The organism is Shinella sp. WSD5-1, from assembly GCF_963942435.1.
Taxonomy (GTDB): Bacteria; Pseudomonadota; Alphaproteobacteria; order Rhizobiales; family Rhizobiaceae; genus Shinella; species Shinella yambaruensis.
In genome coordinates this window covers 335,561-358,085 of the sequence record NZ_OZ012599.1, presented here as the reverse complement: position 1 = coordinate 358,085, position 22,525 = coordinate 335,561, and the positions used below count along the sequence as shown (strand labels likewise).

General features: G+C 66.0%; 22 protein-coding genes. 20 read left to right on the top strand and 2 right to left on the bottom strand.

The features are described from left to right. The first annotated feature begins 43 nt into the window (after positions 1-43). The 10 genes from pcaD (at position 44) to AABQ55_RS30320 (ending at position 9,530) form a co-directional block, all read left to right on the top strand. Positions 44-826, top strand: a complete 783-nt coding sequence (gene pcaD, locus AABQ55_RS30365; protein WP_272808754.1) for a 3-oxoadipate enol-lactonase — start codon at positions 44-46, stop codon at positions 824-826. 472 nt (positions 827-1,298) lie between these two features. Further along, positions 1,299-2,480 carry a muconate/chloromuconate family cycloisomerase gene (locus AABQ55_RS30360; protein WP_272808753.1) on the top strand — a complete coding sequence of 394 codons (1,182 nt, stop codon included), beginning with the start codon at positions 1,299-1,301 and terminating at the stop codon, positions 2,478-2,480. A 12-nt stretch (positions 2,481-2,492) separates the two neighbouring features. After that, the gene (gene catC / locus AABQ55_RS30355) at positions 2,493-2,783 is read left to right on the top strand and encodes a muconolactone Delta-isomerase (RefSeq protein ID WP_244768804.1); all 291 of its coding nucleotides are present in this window, start codon (positions 2,493-2,495) and stop codon (positions 2,781-2,783) included. Between the two features lie 48 nt (positions 2,784-2,831). After that, positions 2,832-3,770: a catechol 1,2-dioxygenase gene (gene catA, locus AABQ55_RS30350; protein WP_272808752.1), complete on the top strand. Its 939-nt coding sequence runs from the start codon at positions 2,832-2,834 to the stop codon at positions 3,768-3,770. A gap of 76 nt (positions 3,771-3,846) precedes the next feature. After that, positions 3,847-5,205, top strand: a complete 1,359-nt coding sequence (locus tag AABQ55_RS30345) for a Rieske 2Fe-2S domain-containing protein (protein ID WP_272808751.1) — start codon at positions 3,847-3,849, stop codon at positions 5,203-5,205. Beyond that, positions 5,202-5,690: a benzoate 1,2-dioxygenase small subunit gene (benB, locus tag AABQ55_RS30340; protein ID WP_272808750.1), complete on the top strand. Its 489-nt coding sequence runs from the start codon at positions 5,202-5,204 to the stop codon at positions 5,688-5,690. Before AABQ55_RS30345 ends, benB begins: the two co-directional genes overlap by 4 nt. A gap of 36 nt (positions 5,691-5,726) precedes the next feature. Further along, a complete protein-coding gene (benC, locus tag AABQ55_RS30335) occupies positions 5,727-6,755 on the top strand; it encodes a benzoate 1,2-dioxygenase electron transfer component BenC (protein WP_272808749.1) in 1,029 nt (342 codons plus the stop codon). Continuing rightward, on the top strand, positions 6,752-7,540 hold the full coding sequence (gene benD, locus AABQ55_RS30330; RefSeq protein WP_272808748.1) for a benzoate diol dehydrogenase BenD: 789 nt from the start codon (positions 6,752-6,754) through the stop codon (positions 7,538-7,540). Before benC ends, benD begins: the two co-directional genes overlap by 4 nt. Positions 7,541-7,573: 33 nt before the next feature. After that, positions 7,574-8,905, top strand: a complete 1,332-nt coding sequence (locus AABQ55_RS30325) for an MFS transporter (protein WP_272808747.1) — start codon at positions 7,574-7,576, stop codon at positions 8,903-8,905. A gap of 121 nt (positions 8,906-9,026) precedes the next feature. After that, positions 9,027-9,530: a hypothetical protein gene (locus tag AABQ55_RS30320; protein ID WP_272808746.1), complete on the top strand. Its 504-nt coding sequence runs from the start codon at positions 9,027-9,029 to the stop codon at positions 9,528-9,530. A 143-nt stretch (positions 9,531-9,673) separates the two neighbouring features. Here the strand turns inward: AABQ55_RS30320 and AABQ55_RS30315 are convergent, their stop codons facing one another. After that, positions 9,674-12,049, bottom strand: coding sequence for a transketolase-like TK C-terminal-containing protein (locus tag AABQ55_RS30315; RefSeq protein ID WP_272808745.1), 2,376 nt, complete (start codon positions 12,047-12,049; stop codon positions 9,674-9,676). A 131-nt stretch (positions 12,050-12,180) separates the two neighbouring features. On the opposite strand from AABQ55_RS30315, the gene AABQ55_RS30310 reads away from it, so the two are divergent. After that, on the top strand, positions 12,181-12,675 hold the full coding sequence (locus AABQ55_RS30310) for an Lrp/AsnC family transcriptional regulator (RefSeq protein WP_272808744.1): 495 nt from the start codon (positions 12,181-12,183) through the stop codon (positions 12,673-12,675). An 18-nt stretch (positions 12,676-12,693) separates the two neighbouring features. On the opposite strand, the gene AABQ55_RS30305 is transcribed toward AABQ55_RS30310, so the two are convergent. Next, positions 12,694-13,425 (bottom strand): FadR/GntR family transcriptional regulator, encoded by a 732-nt coding sequence (locus tag AABQ55_RS30305; protein WP_244768794.1) that lies wholly within the window; start codon positions 13,423-13,425, stop codon positions 12,694-12,696. 208 nt (positions 13,426-13,633) lie between these two features. Between AABQ55_RS30305 and AABQ55_RS30300 the strand changes: the two genes are divergently transcribed. From AABQ55_RS30300 to AABQ55_RS30260, 9 genes are all read left to right on the top strand, one after another. Then, entirely contained in the window at positions 13,634-14,995 is a 1,362-nt protein-coding gene (locus AABQ55_RS30300; RefSeq protein WP_272808743.1) for an ABC transporter substrate-binding protein, read from the top strand. 61 nt (positions 14,996-15,056) lie between these two features. Next, a complete protein-coding gene (locus tag AABQ55_RS30295; protein ID WP_272808742.1) occupies positions 15,057-15,953 on the top strand; it encodes a carbohydrate ABC transporter permease in 897 nt (298 codons plus the stop codon). Positions 15,954-15,958: 5 nt separating this feature from the next. Continuing rightward, entirely contained in the window at positions 15,959-16,777 is an 819-nt protein-coding gene (locus AABQ55_RS30290) for a carbohydrate ABC transporter permease (RefSeq protein ID WP_272808741.1), read from the top strand. Between the two features lies 1 nt (position 16,778). Beyond that, entirely contained in the window at positions 16,779-17,843 is a 1,065-nt protein-coding gene (locus tag AABQ55_RS30285) for an ABC transporter ATP-binding protein (protein WP_272808740.1), read from the top strand. Continuing rightward, positions 17,840-18,988, top strand: a complete 1,149-nt coding sequence (gene dgoD / locus AABQ55_RS30280; protein ID WP_272808739.1) for a galactonate dehydratase — start codon at positions 17,840-17,842, stop codon at positions 18,986-18,988. The genes AABQ55_RS30285 and dgoD overlap by 4 nt, the downstream gene beginning before the upstream one ends. A 1-nt stretch (position 18,989) precedes the next feature. Next, positions 18,990-20,603 (top strand): GMC family oxidoreductase, encoded by a 1,614-nt coding sequence (locus AABQ55_RS30275; RefSeq protein ID WP_272808738.1) that lies wholly within the window; start codon positions 18,990-18,992, stop codon positions 20,601-20,603. Further along, positions 20,600-21,508 (top strand): dihydrodipicolinate synthase family protein, encoded by a 909-nt coding sequence (locus AABQ55_RS30270; RefSeq protein WP_272808737.1) that lies wholly within the window; start codon positions 20,600-20,602, stop codon positions 21,506-21,508. Before AABQ55_RS30275 ends, AABQ55_RS30270 begins: the two co-directional genes overlap by 4 nt. 124 nt (positions 21,509-21,632) lie before the next feature. Continuing rightward, the gene (locus tag AABQ55_RS30265; protein ID WP_272808736.1) at positions 21,633-21,983 is read left to right on the top strand and encodes an MbcA/ParS/Xre antitoxin family protein; all 351 of its coding nucleotides are present in this window, start codon (positions 21,633-21,635) and stop codon (positions 21,981-21,983) included. Between the two features lie 8 nt (positions 21,984-21,991). Further along, on the top strand, positions 21,992-22,489 hold the full coding sequence (locus AABQ55_RS30260; protein WP_272808735.1) for an RES family NAD+ phosphorylase: 498 nt from the start codon (positions 21,992-21,994) through the stop codon (positions 22,487-22,489). The last annotated feature ends 36 nt before the right edge of the window (positions 22,490-22,525 follow it).

Sequence of the window (22,525 nt, the reverse complement as noted above, 5' to 3'; positions counted from 1 at the left end):
GGGCCACGCGCGTGTTCCAGCCACATCAGCGCGAGCGACCGCCATGCCGTTCAGCCGATCCAACGACATCGTGCTTTCCTATCGCCGCGCCGGCCGGCGCGGCGCACCGCGGATCGCCTTCGCCAATTCGCTCGGATCGGACATGGCGATCTGGGACGATGTCATCGATGAGCTCGCCGCCGATTTCGATCTCCTGCTCTACGACAAGCGCGGCCATGGATTGAGCGAAGTCGCGCCGGCGCCGCGCGGGATCCGCGACCACAGCGACGACCTCATCGGCCTTCTCGACCATGTCGGCTGGCAGGATACGATGCTCTGCGGCCTCTCGGTCGGTGGAGTGATTGCCATGGATCTCGCCGTGCGGGCGCCGGCGCGCGTCACCCGTCTCGTGCTGATGGACACGGCGGCGAAGATCGGCACGCCGGACGCCTGGAACGCACGGATAAATGCCGTCCTGGACGGCGGCGTTGCATCGATCGGCGAGGCGATCATGGCCCGATGGTTTTCGCCGGATTATCGCGCGGGGCAGCCGGAAGCCTTTTCCGGCTGGCGCCGGATGCTGGAGCGCACGCCGGCGGCGGGCTATGCCGAAACCTGCAAGGCCTTGCGCGATGCAGACCTGACCGACGCCATCACCGGCATAACGGCGCCCACGCTGGTGATCGCCGGCGAAGACGACCTTTCGACGCCGCCCGCGCTGGTCGAGGCGACGGCGCGCCGGATTCCGGGCGCCATTTTCCACATCATCAAGGGCGCCGGCCATTTGCCCTGCATCGAGCGTCCCGCCGACGTGGCCGCGCTGCTGCGCGGCTTCGCCAATGGCTGAGTGTCAAGAACACCACCCCGGCCGATCCATTCCGACGACCAAGCCTGGAAATTACGCGGCGACAGGCGGACCTCGACGCTCCCCGAATCGCCGACCTGATCGCGGAGCCATCCAGCCGGCAACCTGAAAAACCAGCCCGCGAGCACGGCATGCATGCCCTCGCCCGCCGTCCTGCTGCATAACTGCGGCTGGCGCTGCTTCTCCCCACGCCCGCAACGCCGGACTTGCCGGGACAATCGGCCCGTTCGGGCCGTCCCATGCCCTCATGGCCGCAGGGCTGCCAATCGTTTGGCGCATCGCTGACCTGATCTCCTTGCCTGTCGACGCTTTGTCAGACACCCGGAAGCCGGATACGGCTGCGCCGTGCCGCGGGCCGAACCGCGTCACATATCCTGACATTATACCTCTCAGGTATCATTGGAGACGCAATCGGTCTTGGACGGGCAGGGGCGGCCGGGCGCATAGTTCTCCCATGAGCACGATCCCTGCACCGCATTTCCCGGCCGCCGCATCCTCTCCCGTCGTCGAACGGGTCGAGACACTGCTGGTCGACGTGCCGACCATCCGCCCGCACAGGCTGTCGGTGGCGACGATGAACGGCCAGAGCATGACGCTGGTAAAGGTATATTGCAGCGATGGCACCATCGGTATCGGCGAGGGTAGCACGATCGGCGGCCTTGCCTATGGCGGGGAAAGCCCCGAGGGCATGAAGCTTGCCATCGACACCTATTTCGCCCCGGCGCTGCTGGGCGAGGATGCGGCCCGCGTGCCGACACTGATGGCGCGCGTTGCCAAGCGGATAAAGGAAAACCGCTTCGCCAGGAGCGCCGTGGAAACGGCCCTCTTCGACGCGCAGGGCAAGCGCCTCGGCCTGCCGGTCAGCGAACTTCTCGGCGGCCGCCGCCGCGATCGCCTGCCGGTCGCCTGGACGCTGGCCTCGGGCGATACGGCTCGTGACATCGCCGAGGCCGAAAGCATGCTGGACCTCCGCCGCCACCGGATCTTCAAGCTGAAAATCGGCGCGAGGACCCTGCGGGAGGACATCGCCCATGTGGCCGCGATCAAGCGTGCGCTGGGCGAGCGGGCCGCAGTGCGCGTCGATGTCAACATGGCTTGGAGCGAGACCGAGGCCGCCTGTGGCATGGCCGCCCTTGCCGATGCAGGCTGCGAACTGGTCGAGCAGCCGGTGGCCTCGACGGCTGCGCTGGCCCGGCTAATGCGCCGTTTCCCCGTCGCGCTGATGGCGGACGAGGCGCTGACCGGGCCAGAATCGGCTTTCGAACTGGCAAGGATCGGCGGCGCCGATGTCTTCGCCGTCAAGATCGAGCAGAGCGGTGGTCTCTCCAATGCCCAACGCGTGGCGGCGATCGCCGATGCGGCCGGCATCGAACTCTATGGCGGCACCATGCTGGAAGGCCCGGTCGGGACGATCGCCTCCGCACAGGTCTTTGCCACCTTCGCCAATCTGCAACGGGGCACGGAACTGTTCGGCCCGTTGCTCCTGACCGAGAACATTCTCTCAACGCCGCTCGATTACAGCGATTTCGCGCTGACCGTGCCCGACGCGCCGGGCCTCGGCATCGAACTGGATGAGGACCGCGTCGCGTTCTTCACCCGCAACGCCCCGCGCAAGACCATCAGCCTCGCCGAGTAGGAGGACAAGGCCATGCTTTTCCAGGTGCGAATGGACGTCCACATGCCCCACGACCTGCCGCAGGAGGAAGCGGCAGACATCCTCGCGCGGGAAAAGGCCTATTCGCAGGCGCTGCAGGACAGCGGCACCTGGCGGCACATTTGGCGCATCGCCGGGCAATACGCGAATGTCAGCATTTTCGACGTCAAGGACAATGCCGAGCTGCATGCGGTCCTGACGGGGCTGCCCTTGTTCAAGTTCATGACCATCAAGGTGACGCCGCTGCTGCGCCACCCGTCGTCGATCCGCGAGGACGATACCTGAGCGGACCCGAAACCGTTTGACGCAACCGAGACCCGGAGGAGGGCTATCATGAGTGTGAGGATTTTCGACAAGCCGGAAATACAGGATTTTCTGAAGGTCGTCAGCGGCCTCGACAAACAGGGCGGCAGCCCGCGCATGAAGGAGATCACCCATCGCCTGCTGTCCGATCTCTTCAAGGCGATCGACGATCTCGACATCACGCCCGATGAATACTGGGCTGGCATCGCCTGGCTCAACGAGATCGGCGCCGCCGGACAGGCGGGCCTCATCTCGCCCGGCCTCGGCCTCGACCATTTCCTCGATGAACGCCTCGATGCCATCGACGAGGAGCTCGGCATCAAGAACGGCACGCCGCGGACCATCGAAGGCCCGCTCTATGTCGCCGGCGCGCCGGTGGCGCATGGTTTCGCCCGGCTCGACGACGGCACGGACACCGAGGGCCACACGCTGATCATGCACGGCACGGTTCGCGATGCCGACGGCACACCGCTGCCGGGTGCGACGGTGGAGGTCTGGCACTGCGACACGCGCGGCTTCTATTCCCACTTCGACCCGACCGGCAGGCAGGCGCCGTTCAACATGCGCCGCACGATCATCACCGACGAGAAGGGCTGTTACAGGTTCCGGAGCATCGTGCCCAAGGGCTACGGCGTTCCCCCGGGCAGCCCGACGGAGCAGCTTCTTTCCGCACTCGGCCGCCATGGCCAGCGTCCGGCGCACATCCATTTCTTCATCAGCGCCGATGGCCACCGCAAGCTGACCACCCAGATCAACATTGCCGGCGATCCGCTGGTCAACGACGACTTCGCCTATGCCACCCGCGACGGTCTCGTCCCGGCCCTCGTCGAGCGGACCGACGAAGCGAGCATCAAGGCCAATGGCCTGGAGGGGCCCTTCGCCGAGATCGTGTTCGACATCGACCTGACCGCGCTGGTGAACGGCGTCGACAACCAGGTCAACCTGCAGCGCAAGCGGGCGGCCGCGTAAAGCCGCCCCAGCCTTTCTTCAACCGACATCGTTGCAATGGCGCCGCCGCGAGGCGGCCGCCATGAGAGGAGGAGCCATGCCTACGATCCTGGACAAGGCGCAGGAACTCGACGAACTGCTCGCCAATGCGGTGCAGGATGACCATGAGGCCGGCGTGTTCCGCTGCCGCCGCGACATCTTCACCAATGCCGACCTGTTCGAGCTGGAGATGAAGCACATCTTCGAGAGCAACTGGGTCTATCTCGCCCACGAAAGCCAGATCCCCGACAACAACGACTATTACACCACCAATATCGGCCGCCAGCCCGTGGTCGTCACCCGCGACAAGACCGGCGCCCTGCATGCGATGATCAATGCCTGCGCCCACCGCGGCGCGATGCTCTGCCGGCGCAAGCACGGCAACAAGGGCAGCTTCACCTGTCCCTTCCACGGCTGGACGTTTTCCAACAATGGCAGGCTGCTGAAGGTCAAGGACGGCAAGACCACGCAATATCCGCCGCAGTTCGACACGGATGGCTCGCACGACCTGAAGCGCGTGCCGCGCTTCGAGAACTATCGTGGCTTCCTCTTCGGCAGCCTCAATGCGGACGTGCTGCCGCTCGCCGATTTCCTCGGCGAGACCAGGGCGATCATCGACCAGATCGTCGACCAGGCGCCCGATGGGCTGGAAGTCATCCGCGGCAATTCCTCCTACATCTATGATGGGAACTGGAAGCTGCAGATGGAGAACGGCTGCGACGGCTACCATGTCAGCAGCGTGCACTGGAACTATGCCGCCACCATGGGCCGCCGTGCCGAGGAAGGCACCAAGGCGGTCGATGCCAACAGCTGGAGCAAGTCGGTCGCCGGCGTCTACGGCTTCGATCACGGCCATATCCTGCTCTGGACGACCACGATGAACCCGGAGGTGCGGCCTGTCTACGGCAACCGCGCGGAGATCGAGGCCCGCGTCGGCGTGGACAGGGCGGATGTCATCGTCAACCAGACCCGCAATCTCTGCCTCTATCCGAACGTCTTCCTGATGGACCAGTTCTCCACGCAGATCCGCGTGACGCGCCCGATCAGCGTCGACAAGACGGAGATCAGCATCTTCTGCTTCGCGCCGAAGGGCGAGAGCGCCGAAAACCGCGCGCTGCGCATCCGCCAGTACGAGGATTTCTTCAACGTCTCCGGCATGGGCACGGCCGACGACCTGGAGGAATTCCGCGCCTGCCAGGCGGGCTACGCGGGCATTTCCGCGCTGTGGAACGACATGTCGCGCGGCGCGCCGCTCTGGATCGACGGGCCCGACGACAATGCCAGGCGCATGGGCATCACGCCGCTGCTCTCGGGCGAGCGCAGCGAGGACGAGGGCCTGTTCGTTCGCCAGCATGAATATTGGGCGAAGGTGATGCGCAAGGCGCTCGCCGCGGAAGCGCACGGAGCGGCGGCATGACGGTCCCCTACGACGCCATCTGCGCCTTCCTCTACAAGGAGGCGCGCCTTCTCGACGATCGCCAGTGGGACGAGTGGCTCACCTGCTATGCACCCGACGTCACCTACTGGATGCCCACCTGGGACGACGACGACCAGATCACCGAGGATCCGCACTCGCAGATCTCGCTGATCTACTATCCGAGCCGCGACGGCCTGGAGGACCGCGTCTTCCGCATCAAGACCGAGCGCTCCGGCGCCTCCACGCCCGAGCCGCGCACCTGCCACATGATCGCCAATGTCGAGGTGGTGGCCGAGCGCGGCGAGGAGGTCGACCTGCGCTACAACTTCCACACCCTCAACCATCGCTACAAGGTCACCGACCACTTCTTCGGCACCGTGTTCGCCACGCTGCGCAAGGGCGGCGAGGGTCTCGTCATCTCCAGCAAGAAGATCGTGCTGAAGGACGATTACATCCGCCAGGTCATCGACGTCTACCACATCTGACGACCGGGCGGTCAGGCACCCTGAGGAGGAGGAGCCATGTGCTACAAGATCGCATTGAACTTCGAGGACGGCGTTACCCGCTTCATCGGCTGCAACAGCGGCGAGAAGGTTCTCGACGCCGCCTATCGCGCCAAGATCAACCTGCCGATGGACTGTTCCGACGGCGTGTGCGGCACCTGCAAGTGCCGCGCCGAAAGCGGCAGCTACGACCTTGGTGACGACTATATCGAGGAAGCCCTGAGCGCCGACGAGGCGGAGGGCGGCCTGGTGCTGACCTGCCAGATGAAGCCGACGTCGGACTGCGTGCTTTCGGTGCCGACGACCTCGCTCGCCTGCAAGACGGGCCAGCAGCGTTTCGCCGCGACGGTGGCGACGATCGCTCCGCACAACGACGCGGCGATCGTGCTGGAACTCGACGTGGACGAGGGAGGGGCGGCGCCCGTCTTCCTCTCCGGCCAATATGTCAACATCGCCGTTCCGGGCAGCGGGCAGAGCCGGTCCTATTCCTTCAGCACGGCGCCGGGCGCCGGGCGTATCGGCTTCCTGATCAAGAAGATCCCCGGCGGCGTGATGAGCACCTGGCTGGAACGCGCCGAGATCGGCGAGCGGCTCGACATCACCGGCCCCCTCGGCAGCTTCTATCTCCGCGAGGTCAAGCGCCCGCTGCTGCTCATTGCCGGCGGCACCGGCCTCGCGCCGTTCCTCTCGATGCTGGAGGGGCTGGCGCAGGGCAAGTCCGGCGAGCGCATCCACCTCATATACGGCGTGACGCGCGATCTCGATCTGGTGCTCGTCGAGGAAATCGAGGCCTATGCCCGCCGCCTGCCGAATTTCAGCTACAGCACGGTGGTGGCCGAGGAGGCCTCCAGCCATCCACGCAAGGGCTGGGTAACGCAACACATGCCGGCAGAGCTTTTGAACGGCGGCGATGTCGACGTCTATCTCTGCGGCCCGCCGCCGATGGTCGATGCCGTGCGCCGGCATTTCGACGAGACCGGCGTGAAACCGAACAGCTTCCACTACGAAAAGTTCACGCCCAATACGGCGACGGGAGCGGGCGCATGAGCGCGCGCCATTTTCCGGGCCGCTTTGCCGGCAAGGTGCTGGTGGTGACCGGCGCGGCCCAGGGCATCGGCCGGGCGGTGGCGCTGCGTGCAGCGGCGGAGGGCGGCAAGGTGTTGTTCGTCGACCGTGCCGACTTCGTCGCGGATGTCGCCGGCAAGGCGAGGGGCGGGGAGGCAGCAGCCTTCACCGCCGATCTCGAATCCTATGAAGGGGCGGCGGCGGCGATGCAGGCCACCGCCGAAAAATTCGGCGGCATCGACATCCTGATCAACAATGTCGGCGGCGCGATCCGCATGCGGCCCTATGCCGAATTCGAGCCGCCACAGATCGACGCGGAAATCCGCCGCTCGCTGATGCCGACGCTCTATTGCTGCCATGCGGTACTGCCGTTCCTGAGGGCGCGGGGCGGCGGCACCATCGTCAACGTCTCGTCGAACGCCACGCGCGGCATCCACCGTGTGCCCTATTCGGCGGCCAAGGGCGGGGTGAACGCCATCACGCAATCTCTGGCGATGGAGGTCGCCGATCTCGGCATCCGCGTCGTCGCCACCGCCCCAGGGGGCACCGAGGCACCGCCCCGCCGCATCCCGCGCAACGCGGAAGGCGACACCGCGCGCGAAAAGGCCTGGATGGCCGAGGTCGTGGAACAGGTGAAGGGTTCGAGCTTCCTGAAGCGCTACGGCAGCATCGACGAACAGGTCGCACCGATCCTGTTCCTGGCCTCCGACGAGGCCGCCTACATCACCGGGAACATCCTGCCGGTCGCCGGCGGCGATCTCGGCTGAAGTCTTTTCAACCACACTCTGGGAGGGGTGACCATGCGCAAGATCGATGTGAGCGAGGTGATCGACAAGGCTCGCTTTGGCCGTTTCCAATGGACGGTGGTGGTGCTCTGCGCGCTGCTCCTGATCGCCGACGGCTATGACGTCTTCATCGCCGGCACGGTGCTGCCGACGCTGATCAGGGAATGGGGGCTGAGCAAGCCCGAAGCCGGCGCGCTGCAGGCCTGGGCGCTGTTCGGCATGATGTTCGGCGCGCTGGTCTTCGGCCCGCTCGCCGACAAGATCGGACGCAAGAAGGGCATTGCGATCAGCTTCGTGCTGTTCACCGTCTCGACGCTGCTGACGGGCTTTGCCACCGCGCCGGGCGAGTTCACCATCTACCGCTTCTTCGCCGGCCTCGGCTGCGGCGGCCTGATGCCGAATGTCGTCGCCCTGATGAACGAATATGCGCCGAAGCGGCTGCGCAGCACGATGGTCGCGCTGATGTTCTCCGGCTACTCGGTCGGCGGCATGGTCGCGGCAAGCCTCGGCATCTGGATGATCCCGCAATATGGCTGGCAGCCGATGTTCTTCGTCGCCGCCATTCCCCTCGTGATCCTGCCGTTCATCCTGTGGACGCTGCCGGAATCGCTTGGCTTCCTGCTGCGCCAGGGACGGCAGGAAGAGGCGCGGCGCATCTATGCCCGCATCGAGACGAACGAGCGCCTGACAGGCGACGACATGCTCGTCTTCACGGAGACCAGGGGCGCCGCCGCGTCGGTTGCCGAGCTCTTCCGCCACCAGCGGGCAGCGCGCACGGTTCTGCTCTGGGTCGCCTTCTTCTGCTGCCTGCTGCTCGTCTATCTGCTGTCGTCCTGGCTGCCGAAGGTCATGCAGGAAGCCGGCTATGCGGAAAAGGCCAGCCTGATGACGCTCTTCTCGCTGAATTTCGGGGGCATGGCCGGGGCGATCGCCGGCGGCTGGCTCGGCGACCGGTTCGGCCTGCCGAAGGTGGTAATCAGTTATTTCGCCGCCGCCACGCTGTCGATCGCGCTCGTCGGCTTCGGCCTGCCGGTCACGCTCCTGTTCCTGATGGTCTTCGTCGCCGGCGCCACCACGATCGGTACGCAGATCCTGCTCTATGCCAGCGTCGCCCAACTCTACAACCTCTCGGTCCGCTCCACCGGCCTTGGCTGGGCATCCGGGGTCGGCCGCATCGGCGCCATCGTCGGGCCGACGCTTGGCGGCATGCTGCTGGCGAAGGAACTGCCCCTTCAGCAGAACTTCCTGATCTTCGCCGTGCCGGCGGCGGTTTCCACCCTCGCCATGCTGGCCTTCGCGGTCAGCCATGCACGCCGCACGGAGGTTGCCGCACCAGTGGCGGCCTGAACGGCCGTGACTGGAGTGGCGCAGCGGGCCACAGCGGTAGAGGCACGGCGGCGTTTCCATGCCGCCGTGCCTGTGTTAGGGAGCGCAGCACATCGACCGGAAATTCAAGGGTGAGCCTTCCATGAATGCAGCGCTGTACGCGGACTATGTCGCGGACCTGAGGGTCCAGTTCGCGGAGCTGGATCGCCATCCCGAACGCTTTCAGACCTTCGGCGCCCATCTGGAACTGGCCGTGGCAGGCGGCCTCGTCGTCTACGAGACGACGCGCCGCAAGGGCCAGACCGACAGCCTCTATTACGGCCGTCCCGCCGGCGCCGGCGCAAACCAGCAGATGTCGCAGGCCTCGGCCTTTGCCGCCATCGACCGGTTCTTCGCCCTCGGCCAGTTCGTCGCGCTCACCGGCGACCGCAAGGAGGGCGACGGCACGCTGGATGCGCAATATCCGCATTGCGCCGTCCGCTTTTCCTATCGCCGGAAGGGCCATCCGGCCGCCCGCGCCATGCTGATGGTGTTCGTCGGCTTCAACGACGATGCGGATGCCCTGCATTACGTTGATGGCAACGATCCGTCCCTCTTCGCGGCCGAGCGGCCTTACCGTACGGAACGGGCCTACGAGTGGACCTGACCTAAGCGACGCCAGTCCGTGCCTGCAGACGGCTGATCCGCGAGCTGATGACAGACATCCAGGACGACAGCGCGGCGCCGATGCTCGGCGCCGCTCACGTTCCCGAATCCCTGCCGCCAACCTTTCGAATGCAACGTTCCGCTTCAGCCGCCGGTTCGGAAGGAGCGTGCCGCGTCCACGATGGCATGCGTATCGATGCCGAAATGGGCGTAGAGATCGGCAATCGTGCCGGTCTGGCCAAAGTGCTCGACACCGAGCGAGACCGTGCGGTTCCCTTCCACTGCGCCGAGCCAGCCGAGCGTCGCCGGATGGCCGTCGGTGGCGGTGATGAGGCCCGCATCGCGCGGAGCCGCGGAGAGCAGCGTCTCGATATGGCTGCGGGCGCTGACATCCCCCTGGCGGCGGGCGCGTTGCGCCGCCGTCCAGCCGGCATTCAGCCGATCGGCGGAGGTGACCGCCAGCACCGAGACGTCGCCATGCGTTTCGGCGAGCCGCCCGGCCGCCATCAGCACTTCCGGCGCGATGCAGCCCTGATAGGCGAGCACGATGCGGGTGCGCGCCGAAGGCGGACGCAGCCAGTAGGCGCCGTCTATAACGCCTTGCCGGAAGGCCGGATCCTCGCGGCGAAGCGCGATCTGCTCCAGCGGCCGCGTCGTCAGGCGCAGATAGACCGAGCCGCCGGTCTCGTCCCGCAGCCAGGTGCGCCTGTCATGCGTGCCGTCGCCGTCACGCTGCATATAGTCGAAGGACCAGTCCATGATGACGGACAGCTCGTCGAGGAAGGCGGGCTCGAAGCTGGCCAGCCCGTCCTGGCTCATGCCGATGAGCTGCGAGCCGATCGACTGGTGCGCCCCGCCTTCCGGCGCCAGCGTCACGCCGGAAGGCGTGCCGACGATCATGAAGCGCGCATCCTGGTAGCAGGCATAGTTCAGCGCATCGAGGCCGCGTGCCACGAAGGGATCGTAGACCGTGCCGATGGGCAGCAGCCGCTCGCCGAACAGCGAATGCGACAGGCCGGCGGCGCCGAGCAGCAGGAACAGGTTCATCTCGGCGATGCCGAGCTCGATATGCTGGCCCGCCGGGCCGAACTCCCATTTCTGCGCCGAGGGCACGCGCTCGTCGCGGAACGTATCGGCCATCCGCTCGCGGGCGAAAAGGCCGCGGCGGTTGACCCAGGGCCCGAGATTCGTCGAGACGGTCACATCCGGCGCCGTGGTGACGATGCGCGCCGACAGGGCGTCGTCGCGCCTGGCGATCGCATCGAGGATCTTGCCGAAACCGGCCTGCGTCGACAGCTCGCGATCCTCGAGGAAGACCGGGCCGGAGGAGGGCACGGCAGGGGAGGTGAAGCGTCGCGTGCCCTTGGCGAAGAAAGGCACCGTCTTCAGGAACGCGCGCACCGGGGCAGGGGAGGGGATCGCACCGAACGTCTCCCATTCCGTACCCGGCGCGACGCCGATGCGCTCCTGGAACGTCTCCATCTGGGCCTTGGTCATCAGGCCGGCATGGTTGTCCTTGTGGCCGGCGAGCGGCGTGCCCCAGCCCTTGATCGTATAGGCGAGGAAGACGGTCGGCCGGTCGTGATCAATGCTCCCGAACGTCTCGATCAGCGTTTCGAGACAATGGCCACCGAGATTGCCCATGAGGTCGGAAAGCGCGTCGTCGCTGCGCGCCGCCAAGAGGTCGGCGACGCCTTCCTGCGTGCCGATCTCGTCGGTGAGCCGCTTGCGCCAAGCGGCCCCGCCCTGGAAGGTCAGCGCGGAATAGAGCTGGTTCGGGCATCGGTCGATCCAGCCGCGCAGCGCCTCGCCGCCCGGCTCCCGGAAGGCGGCCCGCTGGAGCGCACCGTATTTCAGCACCTTCACGTCCCAGCCGAAAGCCGTGAAAATACCTTCGATGCGCTGCCACAGGCCCTCATGCACGACGCCGTCAAGGCTCTGCCTGTTGTAGTCGATCACCCACCAGGTGTTGCGCAGGTCGTGTTTCCAGCCCTCCTGCAGGCATTCATAGATATTGCCCTCGTCGAGCTCCGCATCGCCGACCAGCGCGATCATGCGCCCGCCCGGTCGCGTCGCGGCCCAGGGCTTGGCGGCAATATAGTCCTGCACGATCGAGGCAAAGGCAGTGATCGCCACGCCAAGCCCGACGGATCCGGTGGAAAAATCGACGTCGTCGATGTCCTTGGTACGGCTCGGATAGGATTGCGCACCGCCGAAACCACGGAAATTCTCGAGCTTTTCGCGTGTCTGGTTACCCATCAGGTACTGGATGGCATGGAAGACCGGCGAGGCATGCGGCTTGACCGCAACGCGGTCCTCCGGCCGCAGCACATGGAAATAGAGCGCCGTCATGATCGAGGCGAGCGAGGCCGAGGAGGCCTGGTGCCCACCGACCTTCACCTCGCCCTTCTCGCGCAGGTGGTTGGCGTTGTGGATCATCCAGCAGGCATGCCACAGCACCTGCCGCTCCAGGTCCTTCAGGCATGCCAGCTGCGCTGGCGTCAAGGCCGCCTCATTCATGCTCGTCTCACTCCCGTCCTCCAATGATGAGGAATGCTACACCGGCACGAGCGGGAAAACTGATCGCAGTTGACCGAGGATAACGAAATTGCGAAATGGAATTTCGATAATTCCTCTTTCAGCGGTCAACTATGCCGATTTCCAAGCCAGGCCTCGATGCCGCCTCCATCCGCATCCTCGACCTCCTGCAGCAGAATGCCGAATTGAGCGTTTCGGAACTGGCGGAGGCGACGGGCCTGTCGGCCTCGCCCTGCTGGCGGCGGGTCAACGACCTCAAGGAAAACGGCGTCATCAAGGGGTCGGTCGCGCTGGTCGACGCGCAGGCGCTGGGGCTGGCGGTCAATGTCTTCGTGCAGGTCTCGCTGAAGCAGCAGGACCGGGAATCGCTCGACGTCTTCAATGCCGCCATCCGCACCAAGCCCGAGATCGTCGAATGCTACCTGATGACCGGGGAGGCGGACTACATGCTGCGCGTGGTGGTCGAGGACCTGATGAAATTCCAGGCCCTCGTCGTCGACTTCCTCACGCTCATCCCGGGCGTCGCCAACATTCGCTCGAGCTTCGCCCTCAGCCAGATCAAGTACACGACCGCGCTTCCGACCGGGCACCTGAAGGGCCGCCCCTGAACGGCATAGCCGCCGAGCTCAAGAGGGGATGATATCGTGGGTCTGCTGCGCCTCGGTCAGCAGCGCGACCATCTCCGCCTCGGCCGAGGCCTCATCGCGCGCGAAGACCGCGTCGGCCACCCGCTTGTGGCGCGTGATCCAGCGGTCGTCCTCCTCGCTCGTGGCCCGCAGGCCCGCATGGAAGAGATGGCGCAGGCCGACGGAGATCAGTTCGCCGAGCGAGAAGAACAGCCGGTTGCCCGATGCACGCAGGATGGCGATGTGGAAGGCGACGTCCTGCTCCACCCGGTCGTTCTCGTCGAGATAGGTCGCCATTCCACGCAGCGCGCGCCGGACCGCCGTTTCGTCGGCCCCACCATGGTTGCGCGCGGCCATGCGCGCCGCCTTCGGCTCGATCGCCATGCGCAGGGCATAAAGGTCCGAAATCGCCCTTCCCGCCTGGTTTGCATCCTGCAGCGCCCAGTCGAGCACCAGGGAATCCATCATGTTCCAGCGCTCGGTGGGCCGCACGACGACGCCGATCTTCGGCTTGCCTTCGATCAGGCCCTTTGAACTCAGGATCTTCAAGGCCTCGCGCGTCGCGGTGCGCGAGGCGCTGAAGGTCTGGCCGATTTCCGTCTCGCTGCCGATCACCGCGCCCGGCCTGTAGTGTCCGGAAACGATGCGTTTTCCCATCGTCGTGACGATCGTCTCGTGGATGCCGGCCGATGCCGTGTCCTGCGTCTCCATCGCGTCCTGCTGCTGCGTCAAGCACTGCCCCTATCGTCTCTTTTTCCCGCTGGCATAGCGGAAATGATCCCGGCAGGCAAACAGTCTCACACAAAGCCAAATAATACTACACTTGACATCAATAATAGTATCGATATGTTCGCCCAACATGAAAGAAGCCGGGAAACCCGATCCCTGCCCCGCAGGGATCGGGCCATCGCGACAACATCGATCTGAAGAGGAGGAGAGCATGAACAGAGAGATACGCCTGAGCCGGCGCCAACTGATGGCCGGCACGGCGGCCACAGCCTTCGGGCTGGCAGTCGCGCCCCGGCTGAGTTTCGCCCAGACGGCGGAAGAGGCCCGCGCGGGTTTCGCCGGCGCCGATGTCGACTGGATGGCCTTCAAGGGCGAGAGCCTGACGATCGAGGCGATGACGCATCCGTGGAGCGCGGCGATCGAACCGATCCTGCCGCTCTTCACGGAGCTCACCGGCATCTCCGTCAAGCTGAACACCCAGTCCGAGACGGAATACACCTCGCAGATGCCGATCAAGCTCGGCGCCAAGGCGGCCGAGCCCGACGTGATGATGATCCACGCGCTCGGCCAGTTCGTTTCCGCCGGCTGGGCGGAGCCGCTCGATGCCTACTATGCCGACAAGGCGCTGTTCGATGCCGCCTGGTACGACCAGGACGACATCTTCGCCATGGCGCGCGACTTCCCCGCCCAGGCGGACGGGCAGAACTATTCGATGTCGATCACCGCCGAGGCGCAGACGCTGTTCGCCAACAAGGCGATGCTCGGCGAAGCCGGCCTTGCCGTCCCGACGACGATGGACGAGCTGCTCGCCACGGCGCTGAAGCTGAAGACGGACACGGTCGCGGGCATCGCCATGCGCGCCAAGTCCGACAGTTCCGCCGGTCCCTGGACCTGCGGCGGCTTCGTCTTCTCCTATGGCGGCGAGATCATCGACGGGGAGGGGCGCTGCGTGCTCGACAGCGATGCGGCCGTTGCCGGCGTGGAGATGTACGGCCGCCTGCTGCGCGAGGCGGGGCCGATCGGCGTCGGCAACTACCATTGGTACGAAGCCCTCAACGACTTTTCCAGCGGCGCGGCGGCGCTCGGCTGCGACAGCTCCAACTTCGCCACCGACATCTCCAACCCGGCAAAGAGCCTGGTGGCGGCCGATGCCGTCTATGCCGCCCTGCCGCGGGCCGGCGAACACCCGATCAAGCCGAACATCTGGGCCTGGCAGGCCGGCATCAACGCCTATTCAAAGAAGAAGAAGGCGGCCTTCCTGCTCCTGAGCTTCCTCAACTCCGGGCCTGGCTGTCTGCTCAGCGCCGCCAGCGGTCTTGCCACCGTGCGCAATTCCGCCTGGAAAAGCGAAGCGTTCCAGAAACGGTTCGGTGCGGAGGCTTCGGCGGCGGCGCTCCTCAACCTCAATTCCGGCGACGCCAGGATCTTCAAGGCGGCGTGGTTCCACAGGAAGTCCAGCGAGATCCTCGATCCCTTCGCCGTGGCGATCAACCAGGTCGTCACCGGCCAGGCCGATGCACGGGCCGCGCTCGCTGCGGCCACGACGAAGATCAACGCCGCCCTCAAGGGCTGACACGGATTTAAAGCCCCCCGAGCGTTCCGGTCGGGGGGCACCCGATCAGAAAGGCAGGCCCGTGCCCCTCCGCCAGACCACAATCCAACGCGCCGAGCGCAGCTTCATCCTGTGGATGCTTGCGCCGGCGACGATCCTCATGCTGTCGCTGACGCTCGTTCCCTTTCTCGTCAGTGTCTATCTCTCCTTCACCGACTATTCGCTGACCGCGCCGGAGACGATCAACTGGGTCGGCCTCAAGAACTATTCCGACCTGCTCTCCTCCGCCGATTTCTGGGATGCCGCGCGCATAACGGCGATCTTCACCATCGTCGCGGTCGGCATCGAGACGGTGCTGGGCGTTGGCATCGCGGCCCTGCTGTATCACGAGGTGCGGCAGGCGCCGTGGCTGCGCGTCATCTATCTCCTGCCGATGGCCATCACGCCGATCGCCGCCACCTTCACCTTCCGGCTGATGTTCAACCCCACGCAGGGCGTGCTGAACCACCTGCTCGGCCTCGCGGGCGTTTCTCCCAGCGCCTGGACGGCCGCGCCCGAGACCGCACTCCTGTCGCTCATCCTCGTCGACGTCTGGCAATGGACGCCCTTCATCCTGCTCATTGTGATGGGCGGCATGGCGGCGCTGCCGCCGGAGCCGGAAGAGGCGAGCCAGATGGACGGCGCCGGCCCGTTCCGCACCTTCTTTCTCGTGACGCTGCCGCGGCTGAAGCCCTATCTCGCGCTCGCGCTGCTGTTCCGGCTGATCGACGCCTTCAAGACCTTCGACATCATCTTCGTTTTGACCGGCGGCGGACCCGGCGTCGCCACGCGCACGCTGAACCTGCTCGCCTACAAGTACGGCATCGAGTTCCTGTCGATGGGCTACGCCTCGGCACTGGCGATCGTCATGCTCGTCTTCACCCTCGTCGCGGGGCAGGTTTTCCTTCGCCGGCTCGGCCTGTTCGACCTGAAGGATTAAGCGCCATGAAAGTGTTCACCTCCGTCTGGCTGCGCCGCCTGATCCTTTACGTCTTCGCTGTCTGGTGCATCTTTCCGCTCTACTGGATCTTCCTCACCGCACTGAAGACGCCGATCCAGGCCATGGCCCGGCCGCCGCTCTTCCTGTTCGAGCCGACCTTCACCAATTTCGCCAAGGTCATCGGCAATCCCGATATCTGGGCCTATTTCGCCTCCTCGACGATCGTGGCGGCCGGCTCCAGCCTGCTGACGCTCGCGCTCGGCGCACCGGCCGCCTATATCCTCGCGCGTTATTCCTTCCGGGGACGCGGCGATTTCGGCTTCTGGCTGCTTTCCTCGCGCATGACGCCGCCGGTCGCCATGCTGATCCCTTTCTTCGTGCTCTATTACCAGCTCGGCCTGCTCGACACGCATCTCGGCCTGATCCTCGCCCATGTCACGCTCAACCTGTCGATCGTGGTCTGGCTGCTCCGCGGCTTCTTCTCCGAACTGCCGCGCGAGATCGAGGAGGCGGCAAGCCTCGACGGCGACAACCATTTCCAGGTCTTCGCCCGCATCACCCTGCCGCTCGCCATGCCCGGGCTCATCTCTGTCGGCATCCTGATCTTCCTCCTGTCGTGGAACGAGTTCCTGTTCGCGCTGGTGCTGGGGGATTCGGCGGTGCGCACCGTGCCGGTCGGCCTCTACGGCTTCATCGGCTACCAGACGATCGCCTGGGCAGAGCTGTCGGCCTCCGCCAGCCTGCTGATCATCCCCGTCATCCTCTTCATCCTTGTCTTCCAGCGCCACCTCATCCGTGGCCTGACCATGGGGGCCTATCGCTGACATGACCGAAATCACGCTTCAATCCGTCACCAAGAGCTGGGGCGCGCTGACCGCGCTGAAGCCCATCGACCTCCACATCCCCCACGGCGAGTTCCTGGTCCTGCTCGGCCCCTCCGGCTGCGGCAAGACGACGACCATGCGCATCATCGCCGGGCTGGAGACGGCCTCCAGCGGCGCGGTGCTGAAGGACGGCGCCGACATCACCAACCGGCTGCCGCGCGAGCGCAACATGGCGATGGTGTTCCAGAACTACGCGCTCTATCCGCACATGAAGGTGCTGGACAATGTCGCCTATCCGCTGCGCGCCCGCGGCATGGCGAGGGCCGATCGGGAGAAGACGGCGCTCGCCGCGCTGGAGAAGGTGGGCCTTGCGCCCTATGCCGACCGGCTGCCGAAGAACCTCTCGGGCGGCCAGCGCCAGCGCGTGGCGCTGGCCCGTGCACTCGTCCGCTCGCCGGATGTCTTCCTGATGGACGAGCCGCTGTCGAACCTGGACGCCAAGCTGCGCGGCGCCATGCGGGCGGAGATCAAGCACATCCAGCGCGAGACCGGCATCACGACCATCTATGTCACCCACGACCAGATCGAGGCGATGACGCTCGCCGACCGCGTGATCATCATGGAGGCAGGCGAAATCCGCCAGGTCGGCACACCGGACCAGATCTACGACGACCCCGACAACCTGTTCGTCGCGGGCTTCCTCGGCTCCCCGCCGATGAACTTCATTCCCGGCGACATCCAGGACGGCGCCTTCCGCTCCGGCAATGCCCGCATCGCGGCAGCAGGCATAACCGACGCGAAGGAGGCCCAGCTCGGCATCCGCGCCGAGGACATCGCGGTCGCCGCCGAGGGCGAGGCGGGAGACCTGGCGGTCACGGTCTACTCGGTCGAGCCGACGGGCGATGCGACGCTCGTCGTCGCCGACCATGGCAAGGGCCGGCTGGTGCTCAAGGCCGACAAGCATTTCCGGCCGGAGATCGGCGCCACCGTCAATCTCCGGCTTTCCCCCAATGGCATCCGTTACTTCGACAGCGCATCCGGCGCCCGGCTGAGGACTTCCCAATGAAAATCACGAAACTCGAAACCTTCGTCGTCGCCCCGCGCTGGCTGTTCCTCAAGGTCTCGACGGACGAGGGCATTTCCGGCTGGGGCGAGCCGGTGCTCGAGGGCCATGCCGAAACGCTGGCGGCGAAGATCCGCGAGCTGGAAACCCTGCTCATCGGCCGCGATCCGCTGCTGATCGAGGATACCTGGCAGATGATCTACCGCAACGGCTGCTATCGCGGCGGCCCCGTGCTGATGAGCGCCATGTCGGGCGTCGACATGGCGCTGTGGGACATCAAGGGCAAGGCCTTCGGCCAGCCGGTGCATGCGCTGATGGGCGGCAAGGTGCGCGACAAGGTCCGCACCTATCGCTGGATCGGCGGCGACCGACCCGGCAACCTCGTCGCCGACGCAAACGCCCTCATCGAGGCCGGCTACGACGCCTGCAAGCTGAATGCCACCGAGGAGGTCCAGTTCCTCGACGGCTACGCCAAGATCGACCGGATCGTCGCGAAGCTCGGCGAGCTGCGCGATGCGGTCGGCACCCGCATGGATCTCGCCTTCGATTTCCACGGCCGCCTGCATGCGCCGATGGCGAAGATCCTGCTGAAGGAGATCGAGCCGCTCAGGCCCATGTTCATCGAGGATGCCGTCGTCTCGGCCCAGGTCGACCACATGGCCGATCTTGCCCGCACCACGTCCATTCCGCTCGCCATCGGCGAGCGGCTGCACAGCCGCTACGATTTCCGCGCCGTCTTCGAAAAGCGCGCGGCCGGCATCGTCAATCCGGATACGGCCCATGTCGGCGGCATTTCCGAGATGGTGCGCATCGGCCACATGGCGGAAAGCTACGATATCGCAATGGCGCCGCATTGCCCGCTCGGGCCGATCGCGCTCGCCGCCAGCCTCCAGGTGGATGCGATCTGCTACAATGCCGTCATTCAGGAACAGTCCCTCGGCATCCACTACAACAAGGGCGGTGATCTCAACGACTACCTGAAGCCGGAAAGCCGCTTCAAGGTCGAGGCCGGCTTCCTGCCGATCCCCATGGGTCCCGGCCTCGGCATCGAGGTGGACGAGGACGTGGTGCGCGCCCGCGCCGTCGAGGGCCACGCCTGGCGGGCGCCGGTCTGGCGCCATGCGGACGGCTCGATTGCGGAATGGTGAGATGACGGGCTTCGACTATATCATCGTCGGCGGCGGCTCCTCCGGCTGCGTGACCGCGGCAAAGCTGGTCAGCGAGCACGGCGCCCGCGTCGCGCTCATCGAGGAGGGTCCGTCGAACCGCCACCCGCTGCTGCGCATGCCGGCTGGCTTCGTGAAGATGCTGAAGGGCAGCAGATACCTGACCTTCCACAAGACGGAGCCGCAGCCGCAGCTCGACGGCCGGTCGCACGACCTGCCGCAGGGCCGCGTGCTCGGCGGCGGCTCGACCGTCAACGCCATGGTCTACATGCGCGGCCGCCGCTCGGACTACGACGCGTGGAACCGCATGGCGAAGGCCGGCCCCAACGGCATCGGCTGGGGCTGGGACGACATCCTGCCCCACTACCGCCGGCAGGAGGGCAACCAGTCGCTCGCCGGCCCTGCCCATGGCACGGATGGGCCGTTGAAGGTTTCCAATCCGCGCCACATCGCCGAAATCTCGAATGTCTTCGTCAAGACGCTGCAGGAGATGGGCCTGCCGCTGCGCAACGATTTCAACGACGGCACGCAGGCTGGCGTCGGCTACATGCAGACGACGATCGGCGGCGCCCGCCGCTGCGGCGCGGTCGAGGCCTTTATCGAGCCCCTGGCCGCCGATCCGAAGCTCACAATCCTGACCGGCGTACGCGTCCTGCGCCTCCTCATAGAGGGCGGCAAGGCTGCAGGCGTCGAGATCGCCGAAGGCAGCCGGATCAGGACGCTCCATGCGGCAAACGAGGTCATCCTCACCGCCGGCGCCTTCGGCACGCCGAAAATCCTGATGCTCTCGGGCATCGGTCCCGCGCACGAGCTGCGCCGCCACGGCATTGCGGTCGAGGCGGACCTTGCCGGCGTCGGCGAGAACCTGATGGACCACCACGAGGTTCCGCTGGTCGCCGCCACCCACGAGAAGCTCGGCTATTATGGCGAGGATCGCGGCCTGTGCATGCTTCGCAACGGCCTGCAATACATGCTGTTCGGCTCCGGCCCCGTCTCGACGAACGGCTGCGAGGCCTGCGCCTTCATCAACCCGCTCGACCCCGCAGGCGAACCGATGATCCAGTTCTACTGCGTTCCGACCGTCTATCTCGACCGCGATGTCATGGGCGTCGCGCCGACGGACGGCGTCACGCTCAATTCCTGCTTGTTGCAGCCGAAGGCGCGCGGCACGGTGCGCCTGCGCTCGGCCGACCCCACCGATCTGCCGATGATCAATTCCAACTATCTCGGCCATGAGGACGACATCCGTCACGAGATCGCCGGGCTGCGCTTTGCGCGCGCGGTGCTGCAGACCGGGCCCATGGCCAAGGTGGTCAAGGGCGAGATCTTCCCCGGCGAGGGCTTCCGCTCCGATGCCGAGCTGCTTGCCCATTGCAAGCGCACGGTCAAGACCAACTACCACCCCTGCGGCACCGCCCGCATGGGCGCCGAGGACGATCCGCTCGCCGTGCTGACGCCGAACCTGCGCGTCAAGGGCATCGAGGGCCTGCGCGTCTTCGACGTTTCCATGATGCCCCGTATCGTCAGCGGAAACACCAACGCGCCCGCCATGGCGGTCGCAGATCGCGGCGTGGACATCATGATGGGTGCAGCATGACAGAAACCGGCATTCACGACGGCGTCTACGCCGTGCTCTTCGCCCTGTTCGACGCCCAGGAAGCGCTCGATCACGACGCGATGAAAGCGCAGGTCGATTACTGCGTCGAAACGGGCTGTCACGGCATCACCGTGCTGGGGCTGGCGACCGAGGTGCTGAAGCTCACCTTCACCGAGCGTTGCGCGCTCATCGAAACGACGGCACGCGCCAATGGCGGCCGCCTGCCATTCTCGGTGACCGTCGCCGGCAATTCGGTGGGCGAGCAGGTGGAGCTCGCGACCTGCGCGGCGGCGGCCGGCGCGGACTGGCTCATCCTCCAGCCCCCGATGGTCGGCAGTTATGGCGCGGATGTCTATCTCGACTTCTTCGCGCGGGTGGCGACATCGACCGCGCTGCCCGTCGCCGTGCAGAACGCGCCGCAATATCTCGGCCGCGCCCTTTCCGGCGAGGATCTCGTACGCCTGAAGCAACGGGCCCCCAATCTTGCCGCCGTGAAGGCCGAGGACGCGGCGCTCGGCCTTGCCCGCATCATCGACGTGGCGGGCGACAGCCTTGCGGTTGTCGGCGGGCGGGGCGGGCTGGAAATGACCGATGCCCTGCGCATCGGCTGCCGGGGCTTCGTGCTGGCACCCGACATCGCCCCGGTCGCGGCGCGTATCCTCGACCTGTGGCGGGCCGGCCGCCATGCCGAGGCAGAAGCGCTCTACGCGGCCGCACTGCCCGCGGCGACCTTCGTCATGCAGTCGCTCGAACATCTCGTTACCTATGGCAAGCGCATCTTCGGCGAGAATGCCGGCATCGCGATCCACGACCGCGCGCCCTGCCTGCCCGTCCAGTCCGTCGGGCTGTCGATCGCCCGGCAATGGGCCAAAACCCTCTCCCGCCTGCAACAGGAGCAGCCATGAGCGGCATCGTCCACTCGGGACGCCGAAACCTTTTCCGTTTCTCTCAACAAACGCGCCATTGAAACCCGCGATATCTGACGCTATATTGCGTCATAATGAATGGCAAAATCGGAAGGATATCGCCATGGGTCTTGCCCAATATGCCGACGGCGGGCTCTTCATGCCGCGCAAGATCGCCGATGCCCTGCGCACGACCAGCGAGGAGATCGCGCGGACGGCCGGGCTGGGAAAGGACGCCGTCCAGCGCAAGGACCGTGTCCGTTCCGACAAGACGCAGCGGCGCCTGCGCGAGATGATCGAGATCGTCAACAAGGTCGAGCCCCGCTTCGGCTCGGCGCTGATGGCCTATGCCTGGTATCGCTCGGAACCGCTTCCCGGCTTTTCCGGCCAGACCGCCATGCAGCTGGTCAGAAGCGGGCGCGCGGACGACGTGCTCGACTATATCGACGCTGTTGACGCCGGCATCCACGCATAGTCCGGCAGATGCGCTATCAGGGAAAGCTGTACCGGGCGCTGAACCCGGTCTATGCCCGCGAGCCGCTGTCCGGGCGCGGCGCCGAGCTCTATGGCGGCCGGTTCAACCCGAAGGGCATGCCCGCGCTCTACACGTCGCTGTCGATCATCACGGCGCTGCGGGAAGCGAACCAGGTCGGCAACCTGCAGCCGACCACCCTCGTTTCCTATGACGCCGATATCGCGCGGGTTTTCGACTGCCGCGATCCGGAAGCGTTGCGTGCGCAGGACATGGATGCGACGGCGCTCGCCGATCCGGCCTGGCGCGACCGGATGCGGGCATCCGGCGCCTCCCGAACGCAGGAATTTGCACGCAGGCTTTCGGCCGCCGGCTATCACGGACTGCTCGTGCCGAGCTTCGCGCCGGCTGCCATGGACGATGACCTGAACCTCGTCCTGTGGACATGGGGCGACGCCACGCCCAGCCGCCTTGTCCTGATCGACGACGAAAACCGGTTGTCGCGATAGCAGGCAGCGCCACCAACGGCCATCGGCAGGCAACCT